A 15,828-nucleotide genomic window follows, 5' to 3' on the forward strand; every position below is an offset into this window, starting at 1 on the left:
CGTTCAGCCCACCACTTCCGTTACCGGCTGGAGATCGATCTCGAATGTCTCCAGGAATTTCGAGGTCATGATGTAGAATCCGACCGAGAGCTGAAGCTCGACCAGCGCGGCCGGCGTCAGCTTTGCCGCGATCGCCTTGAACGTCGCATCCGTCGGCTTCTTCAACTTCACGACCTCATCGGTGAACGCGAGCGCGGCGCGCTGCGTCTCGTCGAAACACTTGGCGGCCTGCCAGTTCTCGAGCGCCTCGTTCTGCTCGTCGGTCACGCCGACATTCTTGCCGATGCGCTTGTGCGCGACGATCTCGTACGGCGCCTCGCACAGAATGCCGGTGCGCGTGATCGCGAGCTCGCGCACGATCGGATCGAGTTCGCCCTTGTGGCGGATGGCGCCGCCGAGCCGGCAGTACTGTTCGAAATAGCTCGGCGAATGCGACATCATCCGGAAGATGTTGGCATTGCGGTTCTTGTCGAGGATTTCGCGGGTGCGGTCGGATGCCTTGGACGGGTCGCTGTAACCGATGCGGGCCATGATTTTCCTGGGTTTTTCTCGAAGACTTCTTGGGGGCTTTTATTACTTTTTGTCGTTAGCGGGATAAGTCCCGGGAAACTCTATGCGCGCGCAACCTTGGGAGCAACATTATCGAGTCAAAATGCCGCCGCAATGCTGATCGACCTTGGGACAGTCGATATTCGCGGCGTGGGGACAAATCGCGGTGAGTACTCGCAAGGGGTGTTCCGAGTAAAAACAATTGGCCGTCGGGGCGCGAGTAGCGCGCAACGATGAGTCACGCCCAGGTCTAGGGAGAAAAAGGCATGAAGGAAGCCACCAAGGGGGCGGCCTCGGGAGCGCTCGCGCATATGCTGGCGGTGACGGCGATGCTGGTCATCGCCAGCATCTTGTTCTACGGGCGTTAGTAAGAGTTGCGTTAGCAAGAGTTTTCGTCATTCCGGGGTGGCTCTCGCACAGGCCAGGCCCAGAATTCCCGTTCCAGGCTCGGTCTCTCAGGACCGCCCCCGAATGACGAATCCCCTTACGATTCCTTCGTAAAGAACGGCACGAGTTTTCCCGCGAACGGTTTGAAGCTCGCCGTCACCGCATCGCCGATGGCGAGACCGTTCTCGCCGTGCGCCATCATGCGAAAGCCCTCGGCGCAATCGACCAGCAGGATGTTGTAGGGCACGTGCGCGCGCGTCTCGGGCGTGGCGGCGCGGCAGACCAGCGAGGTCGCATAGACCCTGCCCTTGCCGCTGGCACGCGCCTCGGGCGGATCGGAGGCGCCGCAAGCCGCGCAGAAGGCGCGATGGAAATACTGCACATGTCCGCATGCGGCGCAGGTCTGGAAAGTGATGGCCTGTTCGCCCTTGGTCCAGTCCGCCAGACGCTCGCTCATCGCACCCGCTCCAGGAACATGCTGACATGGGACGACAGCACGCCGCCGTCGCCGTGCAGCAGCGCGATCGAGGCGTCGCGCACCTGCCGATTCGCAGCTCGCCCCGTCATCTGCAAATGCGCTTCGACCAGATGGGCCATCGCGCCGCCGACGCCGCAATGGCCGTAGCTGAGCAGCCCGCCATGGGTGTTGAGCGGCATGGCGCCGTCGCGGCTGAAATGGCCTGATCGCACGCGGGCCGCCGCCTCGCCGCGACCGGCAAGGCCGAGGTCTTCCAGCAGCATGGCCAGCGTAATCGTAAAGCTGTCGTAGATCGCGGCGTAGCGCACGTCCGAGATCGCAAGGCCCGTGGCCTTCCTGGCGCGGGCGATCGAGATTTCGGCGCCGAGTTCGCTGAGCGCGGGCGCGGCCGTGACGTGCTGATGGGTATGGGCCTGCGCGCAGCCGCGGATGCGTACGCCGGCCTCCCCGGTCCGCTCGCGGCTGATCACGAACGCCGCGCCGCCATCGGACACCGGGCAGCAGTCGAGCAGCTTGAGCGGCATCGCCACCGGCTTCGAGGCCATGACGTCGGCGACCGTGATCGGATCGTGGAATTGCGCGCCGGGATGGGTGCAGGCGTGCGCGCGCATCAGCACCGCGAACTCGGCGAGATCCTCTTCGGTCACGCCATATTCGTGCATATAGCGTGTGGCCACGAGGCCGTAATAGGCGGGAATGGTCGGGCCAAGCGGCACCTCATAGTCGGGATGACCGACCTGCGCCAGCGCCTGGATCGAGGCGTCGCGGCTCTGTCCGGTGAGACGGTTCTCGCCGGCGACCACGAGCACGTTGCGCGCAACGCCTGCGTCGACGAGATGATGCGCGAGCATGGTCATCGCCAGCCCCGTGGCGCCGCCGACCTGCACGGCATGAGCGTAGGACGGGCGGATGCCAAAATGCTCGGCGAACACGGTCGCCAGCATAATGTGCGGCGAGACCGTGGAATAGCCGCAGAGGATGCCGTCGATGTCCGTACGCTCGAGCCCGGCATCGTCGAGCGCGGCTTGCGCCGCCTTGCTCATCAGGTCGAGCGAGGATGAACCCTCGTGCTTGCCATAAGACGTGAGGCCGACGCCGGTGATGAAGCTCATGGCGGTCCCCTACATCTCGTCCGGCGGCGAACGCGTGACGCCGTCGCGGACCATGGCGGCGATCTCGTCCTGGGAGTAACCGACCTCGCGCAGAATCTCCGCGCCGTGCTCGTTGAGCCGCGGCGCCAGCCGCACCGGCTCCGCCTCGGTCTCCGACCAGGTCGCCGTGACCTTCATGCTGCGGATCGGCCCCTCGGTCGGATGGTTCACGACCGGGAAGAACTTCGTCGCCTCCAGATGCTCGTCGTGGAGCACGCCCTGCAAATCATGCATCGGCATCACAGGCACGTCGGCCTTGGTCAGGAGGTCGATCCATTCCGCCGTGGTGCGCGTCTCGAAAATGCGCGCGAGCTCGGCATAGACGACATCGATGTTGGCGGCACGGCCGGCGAAGGTCGCGAACATCGGATCGTCGCGCAGATCGTCGCGCCCCGTCGCCTTGAAGAAATTCTCCCACTGCTTGTCGTTGTAGACGATGACACTGAGATAGCCGTCCGACGTCTTGTACGGCCTGCGGTCGCGCGAGAGGTGGCGGGCGTAGCCGCCCTTGTCGAGCGGCGGTTCATAGGTGAGCCCGCCCATGTGGTCGCCCATGACGAATCCCGCCATGGTCTCGAACATCGGGATGTCGACGCGCTGGCCTCGGCCGGTGCGATCCCGATGCACGAGGCTGGCACAGATCGCGCCGACGGCGGTCAGGCCGACGATGCGGTCGACCAGCGCGTTCGGCACGTAGCGCGGCACGCCGTCGCCAGTCTGCGCGATCAACGCGGGAAGCGCCGTGGCGCCCTGGATCAGATCGTCATAAGCGGGTTTTGCGGCATACGGCCCGTCCTGGCCGAAGCCGAATACACCGGCATAGACTAGGCGCGGATTGATTTTCGAGACGATGTCATAGCCGAGCTGAAGCCGCGCCATCGCCTGCGGGCGAACATTGTAGACGAGAACGTCGGCGTTCTTCAGCAGCCGCAGGACGGCCTCGCGGCCGCCGGGCTTCTTCAGGTCGAGGCAGATCGAGCGCTTGCTGCGATTGGTGTTGAGGAACACCGGACCCATGCCGGTGTGCCGCATCGGGCCAATCAGGCGGGTGACGTCGCCATCGAGCGATTCGACCTTGATCACGTCGGCACCGTAATCGCCGAGCATCTGGGTCGCATAAGGCCCCATCAGCACGGTGGTCATGTCGACGACCTTGATGCCCTTTAGCGGCCCCATTCGTTCGCTCCCGATTGCGCAAGGCCAGATCGGCCCCGCGATTTCGGTCAGCTAACGGCAGTGACGCCGCGCGCGCAAGGGCAGCCGGGGTATGGCCGCATGCGCCGCAAGGCGATATCAGCCGCTATTTCTTCTGGCGGGAATCGCGGATCTTGAGGAGCCGGTCGAGCTCGTCATTCTGCTGGTTGAGGCGGTCGGCAATGCGGGACTCGCTCTGCTCGCCCGAGGCAGCCGCAGCCTGCTCGATCAGCTGCCTGATATTATCCTCGAGGATCGCGATGCGATCGTTGAGTGCGTCCATCGACAGCGAGTCTTCGTAGTCATTGCTCATGATGTATTCCCTGCAAATCAATCAGGAGCTTTAAGGGGCCCCGGCGGGCCCACCATGATCTAGCGCAAGAAAGAAGGTGGGCACGGAGCTTTCGCACCTTTGCCCACCCAACGGAAGCGACAAGACGTTACTTCAGCGGCTCCAGCACGGAGACGTAGTTGGCGACCGCGGCGCCGCCCATGTTGAAGATGCCGCCGAGTTTTGCATTCTTGAGCTGCATGCCCTCGGGCGCCTGGCCTGCGAGCTGCATCGCGGTCATCACGTGCATGGACACGCCGGTGGCGCCGATCGGGTGGCCCTTGGCCTTGAGGCCGCCGGACGGGTTGACCGGCAGCTTGCCGTCCTTGAGCGTCCAGCCTTCCTTGATGGCGCGGGCGCCCTGTCCCCTCGGCGTCAGGCCCATCGCTTCGTATTCGATCAGCTCGGCGACGGTGAAGCAGTCATGGGTCTCGACAAAGGAGAGATCGGAAAGCGTCACGCCCGCCTGCTCCAGCGCGCGCTGCCAGGCGACGGTGCAGCCCTCGAACTGGAGGATGTCGCGCTTGGACATCGGCAGGAAGTCCTGGGCATGCGCGGTGGCGCGGAAGCCGATCGACTTGCTCATGCTCTTGGCGGTCTCGGCATCGGCCAGGATGAGCGCCGCGGCGCCGTCGGAGACCAGCGAGCAGTCGGTGCGCTTCAGCGGGCCGGCAACGTAGGGGTTCTTCTCGCTCTCGGCGCGGCAGAAGTCGAAGCCGAAATCCTTGCGCATCTGGGCGAAGGGATTGGCGACACCGTTCTTGTGGTTCTTGGCCGCGATCAGCGCCAGCGCATCGGACTGGTCGCCGTATTTCTGGAAATAGGAGCTGGCGATCTTGCCGAACACCCCGGCGAAGCCGCCGACGGTTTCACCGTCCTCCGGCAGATATGACGCCTTGAGCAGGTTCTTGCCGATCTCCGGACCCGGCGTGCGCGTCATCTGCTCGACGCCGACGACCAGCACGATCTTGGCCGCACCGGCGGCGATCGCGCGCAGGCCCTGATGCACGGCGGCAGAGCCCGTAGCGCAGGCATTCTCAACCCGGGTGGCCGGCTTGAAGCGCAGCTTCGGGTCGGCCTGGAGCACCAGCGACGCCGTGAAATCCTGCGGCGAGAAACCCGCGTTGAAATGGCCGAGCACGATCTCGTCGACGTCGCCGGCCGAAATGCCGGCATCCGCCAGCGCCTCGTTGGCGACCTTCACCACGAGGCTTTCCACGGTCTCGGTGTCGAACTTGCCGAACGGCGTATGGGCCCATCCGACGATGCTGGCGGTCATGGTCTTTTCTCCCTGGAGTCGTCTAATCTGGGTCTTGGCTGAGCCAAGCCTTCGCTGAATCAAGTCCTTGCTGAATTAAATCTTAGCGCAGGGCTGGCAAGACTTCACCCGGCTTTCAGGGCCTGGAGGCTGCGCTGGCAGATGGCAGTTATGCCGGCCCAGTTCCCGGCCTTGATCTCCGCCGCCGGGCACAGCCAGGAACCGCCGACCGCGACCACGTTGGGCTCGCCGAGCCAGGTCGCCGCATTGGCCTCCCCCACGCCGCCTGTGGGGCAGAACCGTACGTTCGGGAACGGGCCGCCGAGGGCGCGCAGGCCCTTGATGCCGCCGGCCTGCTCGGCCGGGAAGAACTTTGCAACGTCGAAGCCGTAGGACAGCGCCATCATCAGCTCGGACGCGGTGGCAATGCCGGGCGCAAACGGCAGGGAGCTGTCGGTGGCGGCCTTCAGGAGATCGGGGGTCAGGCCCGGGCTGATGCCGAACGCGACGCCGAGTTTCTCGACGCGGATAAAGTCAGCCGGATTGAGGATCGTGCCGATGCCGACGACCGCCTCGGGCACCTCGGCCATCATCGCCCTTGCCGCCTCGATCGCGACGGGGGTGCGCATGGTCACCTCCAGCGTGCGGATGCCGCCGGCGACCAGTGCACGCGCCAGCGGCACGGCGTCCTGGATACGCTCGATGGTGAGGACGGGAATGACGGTCGCGGCCTTGAACAGCGCGACGAGGTGGTTCTGCTGGGCGCTCGTGGTCATCTTGGCTTTCGTTTCACTTGGTCGCTTGACGCGTGGTCGCCGGCCGGTGCCGCTTCTTCGGCGGCATGGCATAGCCCGGAATGATGGCGCCGGCATAGCAGATCACGAGGCTGGCGAGGCGATGCCCGGCCTGGGCCGCCTCGACCGGATCGGAACCGGCGAGCCGTGCCGCGATATAGGCCGCCGCGAAGCTGTCGCCGGCGGCGGTGGTGTCGACCACCGGCTTGGTCATGGGCTCGGCGCGGACCTCGTGGGTAGCCCCGGGGAAACGCAACAGGCTGACCGGCTCGGCGAGCCGGAACACCAGCTCCGGGCTTGGGATCCGTGCCATCAATTGCTCCCGGCTCTCGCCGGGATAGAGCGCGAGCAGATCCTCGGTCGAAGTCAGCACGATGTCGGCGGCCGCGAAGGCCGCGGCAAAGACCTCGCGGGCGACGTCGCGATCGGGCCAGCCGCGTGCGCGAAAATTGGTGTCGAACACGAAGCGGGTGCCGAGCAGCCGCGCCCGCTTGATCGCCGCGAACAGGCGATCGCGCCCGGCCGCGTCGTAGATCGAGAGCGTGATCGCGGAGAGATAGACGATGTCGTAGCTCATCAGCGAGTTGAGCAGCTCGTCCGTCTCCGGCAGGTTCATCAACTGCCGCGCCGCCGCGCTGTCGCGCCAGTGGAAGAACTGGCGCTCGCCGTTCGCATCCGTCTGGATCATGTAGAGGCCGGGCAGCTTGCCCGGCAACCGCACGACGCGCCTGGTGCCGACGCTCTCGGCGGTCCAGGCCGCGATCATCTCGTCGCTCAAGGCGTCATCGCCGAGCGCGGTGAGATAGTCGACCTTGACCTCGAGCCGCGCCAGATACACCGCGGTGTTGAGGGTATCCCCGCCGAAGCCGCGCGAGTACAGCCCGCCGCCCTGCCCGGCAGACTGTCCCCCATGGGCCTGCCTGAGTTCGACCATGCACTCGCCGATGCAAGCAACGCTCGCCATCGTCATATCCAAGCTGTTCATCGGTTGGATCAGGCGACGAAGTTGCCGCCGAGTTCGTCTTCGATGTGAATGCGGATGATATCGTCGAAGGTCTTCTCTTCGGTGGTGAAGCCGAGTTCGCGCGCCCGCTTTGCCTCGAAATTGCGCGGCCAGCCGCCGACGATGCCGACGATGAAGGGATCGGGCTGATGCTTGATGCGCGCGGCGACCTTGTCGCCGGCGACACGCCTGAGCGCCGCGATCTGTTCGCCGACCGTGGCCGAGAAGCCAGGCATGGTCAAATTGCGGCGCGGACCGACCTTGGCGAGGTCCATGGTGCCGGCATGGAGCAGGAAACCGACGGCCGAGCGCGGCGTGGCGTGCCAGTGACGAACGTCCTCGGACACCGGGAGGATCGCTTCCTTGCCGGCCAGCGGCTCGCGCAGGATGTTGGAGAAGAAGCCCGACGCCGCCTTGTTGGGCAGGCCAGGCCGGATGCAGATGGTCGGCAGGCGGATGCCGATGCCGTCGAGGAAGCCGCGGCGCGAATAGTCGGCGAGCAGGAGTTCGCCGATCGCCTTCTGGGTGCCGTAGCTGAGCAGCGGCGTGTGGAAGAACTCGTCGCCGATCGCGTCGGGGAACGGGGCGCCGAACACCGCGATCGAGGACGTGAACACCACGCGCGGCTTGTAGCCGCCGCCCACGAGGCGGACGGCATCGAGCAGCATCCGCGTGCCGTCCAAATTGATACGGTAGCCCTTGTCGAAATCGAGCTCGGCCTCTCCCGAGACGATCGCGGCGAGATGGAAGATCACGTCCGGACGGCCGGCGATCAGCTTCTCGGCCGCGCCCGGCACGGCAAAATCGCCCGACACGGTCTCGACGGCAAAACCGGCTTTTTCCGGCTGCTTGGGCTCGATCACGTCATGCATGGTCAGCTTGGTGATGTCGCTCTTGCCGAGCCGGCCGTCGCGCAACAGCCGTTCACACAATTTGCGGCCGACCATGCCGGCGGCGCCCAGAACCAGAATGTGCAAGAGCCTACTCCTTCTTGTTGTCGGAGCGCATCAGGCTAGAGGCGCTCTCATGGCGGCCCCGCGATCATTCCTTCACGGCGCCCGTCATCGCCGACACATAATACTCCACGAAGAAGGAATAAAGGATAACTACGGGGACCGAGCCGGTCAGGGCCGCCGCCATCAGCGCGCCCCAATGGTAGACGTCGCCGTTGACGAGCTCGGTGATCGCGCCGACCGGAATGGTCTTGTTCTCGGACGAGGAGATGAAGGTCAGCGCGTAAATGAACTCGTTCCAGGACAACGTGAAGGCGAAGATACCCGCCGAGATCACCCCGGGCAGCGACAGCGGCAGGGTGATCTTGATCAGGATCTGAAGCCGCGTGGCCCCGTCGATCAGCGCGCACTCCTCCAGCTCATAGGGGATGGTGCGGAAATAGCCCATCAAGAGCCAGGTGCAGAACGGGATCAGGAAGGTCGGGTAGGTCAGGATCAGCGCCAGATTGCCGTCGAACAGCCCGAGCTGGAACACGATCGCCGCCAGTGGAATGAACAGGATCGAAGGCGGCACGAGATAGCCGAGGAAGATCGCAAGGCCGACATAGCGCGAGCCCTTGTAGCGCAGCCGCTCGATCGCGTAGGCCGCGCAGACGCTGGCAAACAGCGAGATGAAGGTGGAGGATACCGAGACGATCACGGTGTTCCACATCCAGAGCGGATAGTCGGTCTCGAAGAACAGCTTCTTGATGTGCTCCAGCGTCGGATTCACGATCCAGAACGGATTGTACTTCTCGTAGTCGTACATCTCCGCGTCCGGCTTGAACGTCGCGACCGCCATCCAGTAGAACGGGAACAGCAGGAAGAAGATGATCAGGCCGAGCGGAAGGTAGACGCGGAAAAGCTTCCGCGGGAAGCTCTCGAGGTAGTCCATTCCGACGCTTTGGTCGTCTGCGGTGCTCATGGTCAGTCCCTCCCGCCCTGCTGCCAGCGGGAGCGCTGAAGCCCGAAGAAGCTGAGCAGGATCGCCGCGACCAGGAACGGGATCATCGCGTTCGAGATCGCCGCGCCCTCGCCGAGATTGCCGCCGGTGATGGCGCGCTGGAACGACAGCGTCGCCATCAGATGCGTGGAATTGATCGGCCCGCCCCGCGTGATGGTGTAGATCAGCTGGAAGTCGGTGAAGGTCATCAGCACCGAGAACGTCATCACGACCGCGATGATCGGCGACAGCATCGGCAGCGTGATGTGGCGGAAGCGTTGCATGTTGGTGGCACCGTCGAGATTGGCGGCCTCATAGAGCGATGGCGAGATGGTCTGGAGCCCGGCAAGCAGCGTGATCGCCACGAACGGCACGCCGCGCCAGATATTGGCGGCAACGACCGACCAGCGCGCATTCCAGGGATCGCCGAGGAAGTCGATGTAGCGCGTGATCAGGCCGGCTTTGATCAGCACCCAGGAGATGATCGAGAACTGGCTGTCGTAAATCCACCAGAACGCGATCGCCGAGAGCACCGTCGGTACCACGAAGGGCAACAGCACGATGGCCCGGATCATCGACTTGAACGGCAGGCGTTCGTTGAGCAGCAGCGCCAGGTAAAGCCCGATGGCGAATTTCACGGCGCTCGCGGCGACCGTATAGAAGATGGTGTTGAACACGGAGAGCCAGAACACCGAGTCCTTCGACAACGAGACGAAGTTCTGGAAGCCGATGAAGCGCCCGGCCCCGCCGATCTTGGTATCGGTCATGCCGAGCCAGAAGCCCAGCGCCAGCGGGTAAGCCAGAAACAGGATGAGAATCGCGATAGCCGGCACCATGAACATCGCGCCGAGAAAATGCCGGCTCTCGAATGCTCTGCTCCACAGGCTGCTGCGCCTTACAGGCGCGACAACGGGCTCGGCCATAACTGCCATGTCGGATTCCTCTCGACGAATAGTCACGGCGTCCGGCGAACCGGACGCCGCGCGGATTGGACTGATCAGACCTGATAGTAGCGCTTGGCCCGCTCGGCGGCACGCGCGGCCGCCTGCTTCGGCGTCACAGAGCCCGAGGCGGCTTCCGCGAACATGTCGACGACGACGAAGTCGCCCATCACGGCGGCGGAGGCATACCCGAGATCGCCGGCAAAACCGTTGTCGCGGCTGCGCTTCAGGCAGTCGCGGAACGGCGTGATCTTCGGATCCGACGTCCACACCGGGTTGTCGTTGTAGGCCGGCAGCGGCGGAGAAACGTAGCCGTTCGAGGAAACCTCCCAGGCGTCGTAGTTCTCCTTATCCCACATGAACTTGATGTATTCCTTCACCGCCTTGGGATACTTCGAGTGCTTGTAGCCGTAGGCGACCAGCACGTTCTGCTGCTCGGTCGGCACGCCCACGGGACCGATCGGCATCGGCGCGTGGTTCATGTCCTTGGCGATCTCCTGCTGCTTGGGATCGGTGGAGTTCTTGCCGACGGTCCAGATCGAGATGCCGTTCAGGGTCAGGCTGAGTTCGCCGTTCAGGAACGCCTTGTTGTTGTTGCTGTCGTTCCACGACAGCACGCCGGGGATGAAGGTCTCATAGAGCTGCTTGACGTATTCGAGCGCGGCGATGGTCTCCGGCGAGTCGATTACGACCTCGTTCTTGTCGTTGACGACCTTGCCGCCGAACGCCCAGAGCGCCCACTGGCACCAGCCATTGGCATCGCCGGTGGCATGGCCGAGCGCGAAGCCGGCGGGCGTGTTGTTCTTTTTCAATGCCTGACAGAGCTTGAGGAAGCCGGCGGTATCCTTGGGGAACTCCTCGAAGCCCGCGGCCTTCATGTGGCTGATACGGTAGTTCAGGCAGCCGCCGGTCGCGCCCTGCGGGATGGCGATCCAGCTGTTGCCCTTCTTGCCGTAGCGTTCGGCGACCGGATACCAGCCGCCGTACTTGGCGCCGAGATAATCGGCGACGTCGGTCATGTCGATGAGCTTTTCCGGGAATTTGTGGGGATCATCGAGCGTGCCGATGATGAGGTCGGGACCAGCGCCGACATTGGCAGCGACCGCGGCCTTGGGACGGATGTCTTCCCAGCTCTCGGCCTCGAGCTTGACCTTGACGCCGGTCTTCTCGGAGAACTTCTTGGTCTGCTCGGCGAACTTGTCGAACTCGGCCTGGATGAACTGCTTCCAGCGCAGCACGCGGATGGAGGCGTTCGCCTCCGGCACATTGGTCCACTCCGCCGCGCGGACCGGGACGATGCCCGGGCCGGCGAGCAAGGCCGCGCCGCCCAGGCCGGCTTTAAGCACACTTCGCCTGTCGAAATTGCTCATCATTCTCTCCCTAAGACCCTAAGATTTTATATTTATGTTGTGTAGTTCTTGGGCAGTTCCTCGGCGTCGCTACATGCGTTTGCCCGTCGCCTCGTCGAACAAGTGAACCAGCGACGGGTCAGGCTTCAGCTTGACCTTGTCGCCCGGATTGAACTGGTGGCGCTCGCGGAAGACCGCGACGACCTGCTCGCCACCGACCTTGGCGAACACCTGCGTCTCCGAGCCGGTCGGCTCGACCACGATGATCTCGGCATCGGCGCCGTCGTCGGCGATGGTGAAATGCTCGGGCCGCACACCATAGACGGCCGGGCGGCCGTCGGACGCGGCCGGCGCGTTCTTGAGCGGCAGCTTGACGCCGTTCGGCCCTTCGAAGGTCGCAACGCCATTGACGCGCACATGCCCCTTGAGGAAATTCATGGCGGGCGAGCCGATGAAGCCGGCGACGAACTGGTTGTCGGGCTTGTCGTAGAGCTCAAGCGGCGTGCCCATCTGCTCGACGATGCCGTCATGCATGACGACGATCTTGTCGGCCATGGTCATGGCCTCGATCTGGTCGTGGGTGACGTAGACGGTCGTGGTCTTCAGCCGCTGATGCAGCTCCTTGATCTCGGTGCGCATGGCGACGCGCAGCTTGGCGTCGAGGTTCGACAAGGGCTCGTCGAACAGGAAGACCTGGGGATCGCGCACGATGGCGCGGCCCATGGCGACGCGCTGGCGCTGGCCGCCGGAAAGCTGGCGCGGATAGCGCTCGAGCAACGGCCCCAGCGCGAGAATTTCGGCGGCGCGCTTGACGCGCTTGTTGATCTCGTCGGAGCCCGCGTTCCGCAGCTTCAGCGAGAAGCCCATGTTCTCGGCCACGGTCATGTGCGGATAGAGCGCGTAGTTCTGGAACACCATCGCAATGTCCCGCTCCTTGGGCTGGACATTGTTGACGACGCGGTCGCCGATCGAGATCGTGCCGGAGGTGATGTTCTCGAGGCCTGCGAGCATGCGCAGAAGCGTCGACTTGCCGCAGCCGGAGGGACCAACCAGAACGACGAACTGGCCATCCTCGATCGGAATCGAGACGCCGTGCAGGACTTCAAAATTGCCGAACGATTTCCGCACGTCGCGGATTTGCACAGACGACATCTAGCTCCCTCCTCGAAAGTCCACGACGCTCCGAGCGCCGCGACCGTCTTGTTTTTTCAGACTTCACCAACCGAAGCCCGATCTTGGCGAGCGACATTGTCGGCAGTTTGTGCGGTTTTGGCAATTTGTCTTTGGTTAGTCGCTGCTGGTAGCGCTGTCAACGTTCCTTTGTTTGCGAGGGTGACTGTGTTAAGAGCAGCAAATGGGTCGAAAACGCACCAAGTCAGGCAAAATCCGGCTGGCGGAAGTCGCCGAGCTTGCCGGCGTCAGCCCGATCACGGCGTCGCGCTTCTTCCGCAATCCGGAGGCGCTGTCGGTCGCCAAGCGGACGCGGGTCGAGAGCGCCGCCATGGAGCTCGGCTACGTGCCGAACCTCGCGGCACGCGCGCTGGCCTCGCAACGCACCGAGGTGATCGGTGTCTTGATTCCTTCGCTGACCAACAACGTATTCTCCGACGTGCTGCGCGGCATCTATGATGCCTCCGAAGGCAGCCGGTACTCGATCCAGTTGTCCAACACACGCTATAGTATTCTCCAGGAGGAGAAGCTGCTGCGCCTGTTTCTGGCGCAGAAGCCGGCCGGACTGATCGTCACCGGCATCGACCAGACCGCGGAATCGCGCGCGATGCTGGAGGCCGCCGACTGCCCGATCGTGCAGATCATGGAGGTCGGGCCCGATCCGGTCGACATGATGATCGGCTTTTCGCACTATGATGCGGCGCGCGCGGCCGTTGCGCACCTGTTCGCGCAAGGCCACCGCAAGATCGGCTTTGTCGGCGCGCGCATGGACCCGCGGGTGCAGCGGCGGCTGGACGGATATGTCTCGGCCATGAAGGAAGCAGGCCTGTTCGAACAGCGCCTCGTCGTCACCACGGCGACGCCGACCTCGGTGACGCTCGGCGGCACCCTCTTCGCCGACCTGCTCGGACGCGAGCCCGGCATCGATGCGGTGTTCTGCGCCAATGACGACCTCGCACTCGGCGTTCTCTTCGAATGCCGGCGCCGGGAGATCGCGATCCCCGAACAGATCGCGATCGTCGGCTTCAACGACCTCGAGTTCATGGCCTCCGCGGTCCCCACCCTCACCAGCGTGCGCACCAACCGCTACGAGATGGGCAACACCGCCGCGACCATGCTGATCGAGGCGATCGACGGACGGCGCCCGGAGCGTCCGGTGCTCGATCTCGGCTTCAAGGTGATCGAGCGGCAGAGCTCGGCATCACGGCGTCCGGACAGCAAGCCAGCCGTATCCGGCGCAGGCGCGACGAACAAAATGATAGCGTTACCAAGTAGCCATGAGTAGTATCAACCTCGTGAGGAAATGACCCGCCAACGGGCCTTTGAACCATCGACCGCGCCGTTGGGCATCGCACCAGCCGAAGCTGAGCCCCCCGACGCCAGTGCGTTTGCATTGCAGGAGAAACCAATGACAAAAAACCCAACCAATGGGCATGCGCCCGCCAGCAACGGCGCTCGCCGCCACCTCCGCTCCCAGGAATGGTTCAACAACCCGCATAATCCGGGCATGACCGCGCTCTATATGGAGCGTTATCTGAATTACGGCCTCACCCGCGCCGAGTTGCAGTCCGGCAAGCCGATCATCGGCATTGCCCAGACCGGCAACGACCTCTCCCCGTGCAACCGCCACCATATCGAGCTGGCGCACCGCGTCCGCGAAGGCATCCGCGAGGCCGGCGGCATTGCGATGGAATTCCCGACCCATCCGATCCAGGAGACCGGCAAGCGCCCGACCGCGGCGCTCGACCGCAACCTCGCCTATCTCGGCCTGGTCGAGATCCTCTACGGCTATCCGCTCGACGGCGTGGTGCTGACCACCGGCTGCGACAAGACCACGCCCGCCTGCATGATGGCGGCGGCGACCGTGAACCTGCCCGCGATCGTGCTGTCGGGCGGCCCGATGCTGAACGGCTGGCACGCAGGCGAGCGCACCGGCTCCGGCACCATCGTCTGGAAGTCGCGCGAGCGGCTCGCTGCCGGCGAGATCGACTACGAGGAGTTCATGGAGATCGTGGCGTCCTCGGCGCCCTCGGTCGGCCATTGCAACACCATGGGCACGGCGTCGACCATGAACGGCCTCGCCGAAGCGCTCGGCTTCTCGCTGCCGGGCTGCGCCGCAATCCCCGCGCCCTATCGCGAGCGCGGCCAGATCGCCTACGAGACGGGAAAACGCGCCGTCGAGATGGTGTGGGAAGACCTCAAGCCCTCGGACATCCTGACCCGCAAGGCGTTCGAGAACTGCATCGTCATCAACTCGGCGATCGGCGGCTCGACCAACGCGCCGATCCACATCAACGCGCTGGCCCGCCACATCGGCGTCGAGCTGTCGATCGACGACTGGCAGAAGGTCGGCCACGACGTGCCGCTGCTGGTCAACATGCAGCCGGCCGGCTTCTATCTCGGCGAGGAATTCCACCGCGCCGGCGGCGTGCCGGCCGTGGTGCGCGAGTTGATGAAGCACAAGCGCATCCATGAGGATGCGGTCACGGTGAATGGCCGCGGCATCGGCGAGAACTGCAAGGACGCGCCGATGCCCGACAACGACGTGATCTGGGCCTATGACAAGCCGCTGGTGAAGGACGCCGGCTTCCTGGTGCTGAAGGGCAATCTGTTCGATTCCGCGATCATGAAGACCAGCGTGATCTCCAAGGAATTCCGCGACCGCTATCTCAGCAACCCGAAGGACCTGAATGCCTTCGAGGGCCGCGCCATCGTGTTCGAGGGACCGGAGGATTATCACGCGCGGATCGACGACGCTTCGCTCGACATCGACGAGCATTGCATGCTGTTCGTCCGCGGCACCGGACCGATCGGCTATCCCGGCGGCGCCGAGGTCGTGAACATGCAGCCGCCGGCGGCGCTGATCAAACGCGGCATTCTCGCGCTACCCTGCATCGGCGACGGCCGCCAGTCTGGCACCTCGGGCTCGCCCTCGATCCTGAACGCCTCGCCGGAAGCTGCCGCCAATGGCGGCCTTGCGATCCTCAAGACCGGCGACAAGGTGCGCATCGACCTCAACAAGGGCAGCGCCAACATCCTGATCTCGGACGAGGAGCTGAAGAAGCGCCACGCCGAGCTCAAGGCCAGCGGCGGCTTCAAGTATCCACCGAACCAGACGCCGTGGCAGGAGATCTATCGCAACACGGTGGGTCAGCAATCGACCGGCGCCTGCATGGAGCTCGCCACGCGCTACCAGAACGTCGCCGGCACGTTCGGCGTGGCGCGGGACAATCACTAGCACTGTCATTCCGGGGCGCGACGAAGTCGCGAGCCCGGAATCCATCAGAC

At 64.3% G+C, this 15,828-nt stretch carries 15 protein-coding genes; 2 read left to right on the forward strand and 13 right to left on the reverse strand.

Translation table 11 applies throughout. The features are described 5' to 3' along the window. Positions 1-3: 3 nt before the first annotated feature. The 13 genes from WHZ77_RS20045 to WHZ77_RS20105 all read right to left on the reverse strand — a co-directional run bounded on the left by WHZ77_RS20045 (position 4) and on the right by WHZ77_RS20105 (position 12,522). Positions 4-531 (reverse strand): carboxymuconolactone decarboxylase family protein, encoded by a 528-nt coding sequence (locus tag WHZ77_RS20045; protein ID WP_375309514.1) that lies wholly within the window; start codon positions 529-531, stop codon positions 4-6. Positions 532-1,033: 502 nt separating this feature from the next. After that, positions 1,034-1,393, reverse strand: a complete 360-nt coding sequence (locus WHZ77_RS20050; protein ID WP_375309515.1) for a Zn-ribbon domain-containing OB-fold protein — start codon at positions 1,391-1,393, stop codon at positions 1,034-1,036. Next, the gene (locus tag WHZ77_RS20055) at positions 1,390-2,526 is read right to left on the reverse strand and encodes a thiolase family protein (protein WP_375309516.1); all 1,137 of its coding nucleotides are present in this window, start codon (positions 2,524-2,526) and stop codon (positions 1,390-1,392) included. Before WHZ77_RS20055 ends, WHZ77_RS20050 begins: the two co-directional genes overlap by 4 nt. Before the next feature lie 9 nt (positions 2,527-2,535). After that, complete coding sequence (locus WHZ77_RS20060; RefSeq protein ID WP_375309517.1) at positions 2,536-3,741, reverse strand: CaiB/BaiF CoA transferase family protein; 1,206 nt, start codon at positions 3,739-3,741, stop codon at positions 2,536-2,538. Between the two features lie 124 nt (positions 3,742-3,865). Further along, on the reverse strand, positions 3,866-4,072 hold the full coding sequence (locus WHZ77_RS20065; RefSeq protein ID WP_375309518.1) for a hypothetical protein: 207 nt from the start codon (positions 4,070-4,072) through the stop codon (positions 3,866-3,868). 127 nt (positions 4,073-4,199) lie between these two features. Next, complete coding sequence (locus WHZ77_RS20070; protein WP_015686787.1) at positions 4,200-5,369, reverse strand: acetyl-CoA acetyltransferase; 1,170 nt, start codon at positions 5,367-5,369, stop codon at positions 4,200-4,202. Between the two features lie 104 nt (positions 5,370-5,473). Next, positions 5,474-6,124: a bifunctional 4-hydroxy-2-oxoglutarate aldolase/2-dehydro-3-deoxy-phosphogluconate aldolase gene (eda, locus tag WHZ77_RS20075; protein ID WP_375309519.1), complete on the reverse strand. Its 651-nt coding sequence runs from the start codon at positions 6,122-6,124 to the stop codon at positions 5,474-5,476. A 13-nt stretch (positions 6,125-6,137) separates the two neighbouring features. Continuing rightward, entirely contained in the window at positions 6,138-7,106 is a 969-nt protein-coding gene (locus WHZ77_RS20080) for a sugar kinase (RefSeq protein ID WP_375309520.1), read from the reverse strand. Between the two features lie 29 nt (positions 7,107-7,135). Beyond that, a complete protein-coding gene (gene denD, locus WHZ77_RS20085) occupies positions 7,136-8,122 on the reverse strand; it encodes a D-erythronate dehydrogenase (RefSeq protein WP_375309521.1) in 987 nt (328 codons plus the stop codon). Positions 8,123-8,186: 64 nt separating this feature from the next. Continuing rightward, positions 8,187-9,062 carry a carbohydrate ABC transporter permease gene (locus tag WHZ77_RS20090; protein ID WP_375309522.1) on the reverse strand — a complete coding sequence of 292 codons (876 nt, stop codon included), beginning with the start codon at positions 9,060-9,062 and terminating at the stop codon, positions 8,187-8,189. A 2-nt stretch (positions 9,063-9,064) separates the two neighbouring features. Next, entirely contained in the window at positions 9,065-10,012 is a 948-nt protein-coding gene (locus WHZ77_RS20095) for a carbohydrate ABC transporter permease (protein WP_375309523.1), read from the reverse strand. A gap of 65 nt (positions 10,013-10,077) precedes the next feature. Further along, positions 10,078-11,391 carry an ABC transporter substrate-binding protein gene (locus tag WHZ77_RS20100; protein ID WP_375309524.1) on the reverse strand — a complete coding sequence of 438 codons (1,314 nt, stop codon included), beginning with the start codon at positions 11,389-11,391 and terminating at the stop codon, positions 10,078-10,080. A gap of 69 nt (positions 11,392-11,460) precedes the next feature. Continuing rightward, a complete protein-coding gene (locus WHZ77_RS20105) occupies positions 11,461-12,522 on the reverse strand; it encodes an ABC transporter ATP-binding protein (RefSeq protein ID WP_375309525.1) in 1,062 nt (353 codons plus the stop codon). 202 nt (positions 12,523-12,724) lie between these two features. Here WHZ77_RS20105 and WHZ77_RS20110 point away from each other — a divergent pair, with 202 nt between their 5' ends. Together WHZ77_RS20110 and WHZ77_RS20115 are read left to right on the forward strand one after the other, a co-directional pair. Continuing rightward, positions 12,725-13,825 (forward strand): LacI family DNA-binding transcriptional regulator, encoded by a 1,101-nt coding sequence (locus WHZ77_RS20110; RefSeq protein ID WP_375309526.1) that lies wholly within the window; start codon positions 12,725-12,727, stop codon positions 13,823-13,825. Between the two features lie 123 nt (positions 13,826-13,948). Continuing rightward, the gene (locus WHZ77_RS20115; RefSeq protein WP_375309527.1) at positions 13,949-15,778 is read left to right on the forward strand and encodes an IlvD/Edd family dehydratase; all 1,830 of its coding nucleotides are present in this window, start codon (positions 13,949-13,951) and stop codon (positions 15,776-15,778) included. The last annotated feature ends 50 nt before the right edge of the window (positions 15,779-15,828 follow it).

The sequence above is a fragment of the Bradyrhizobium sp. A5 genome (genome assembly GCF_042076515.1).
In the GTDB taxonomy this organism is placed as follows: domain Bacteria; phylum Pseudomonadota; class Alphaproteobacteria; order Rhizobiales; family Xanthobacteraceae; genus Bradyrhizobium; species Bradyrhizobium cosmicum.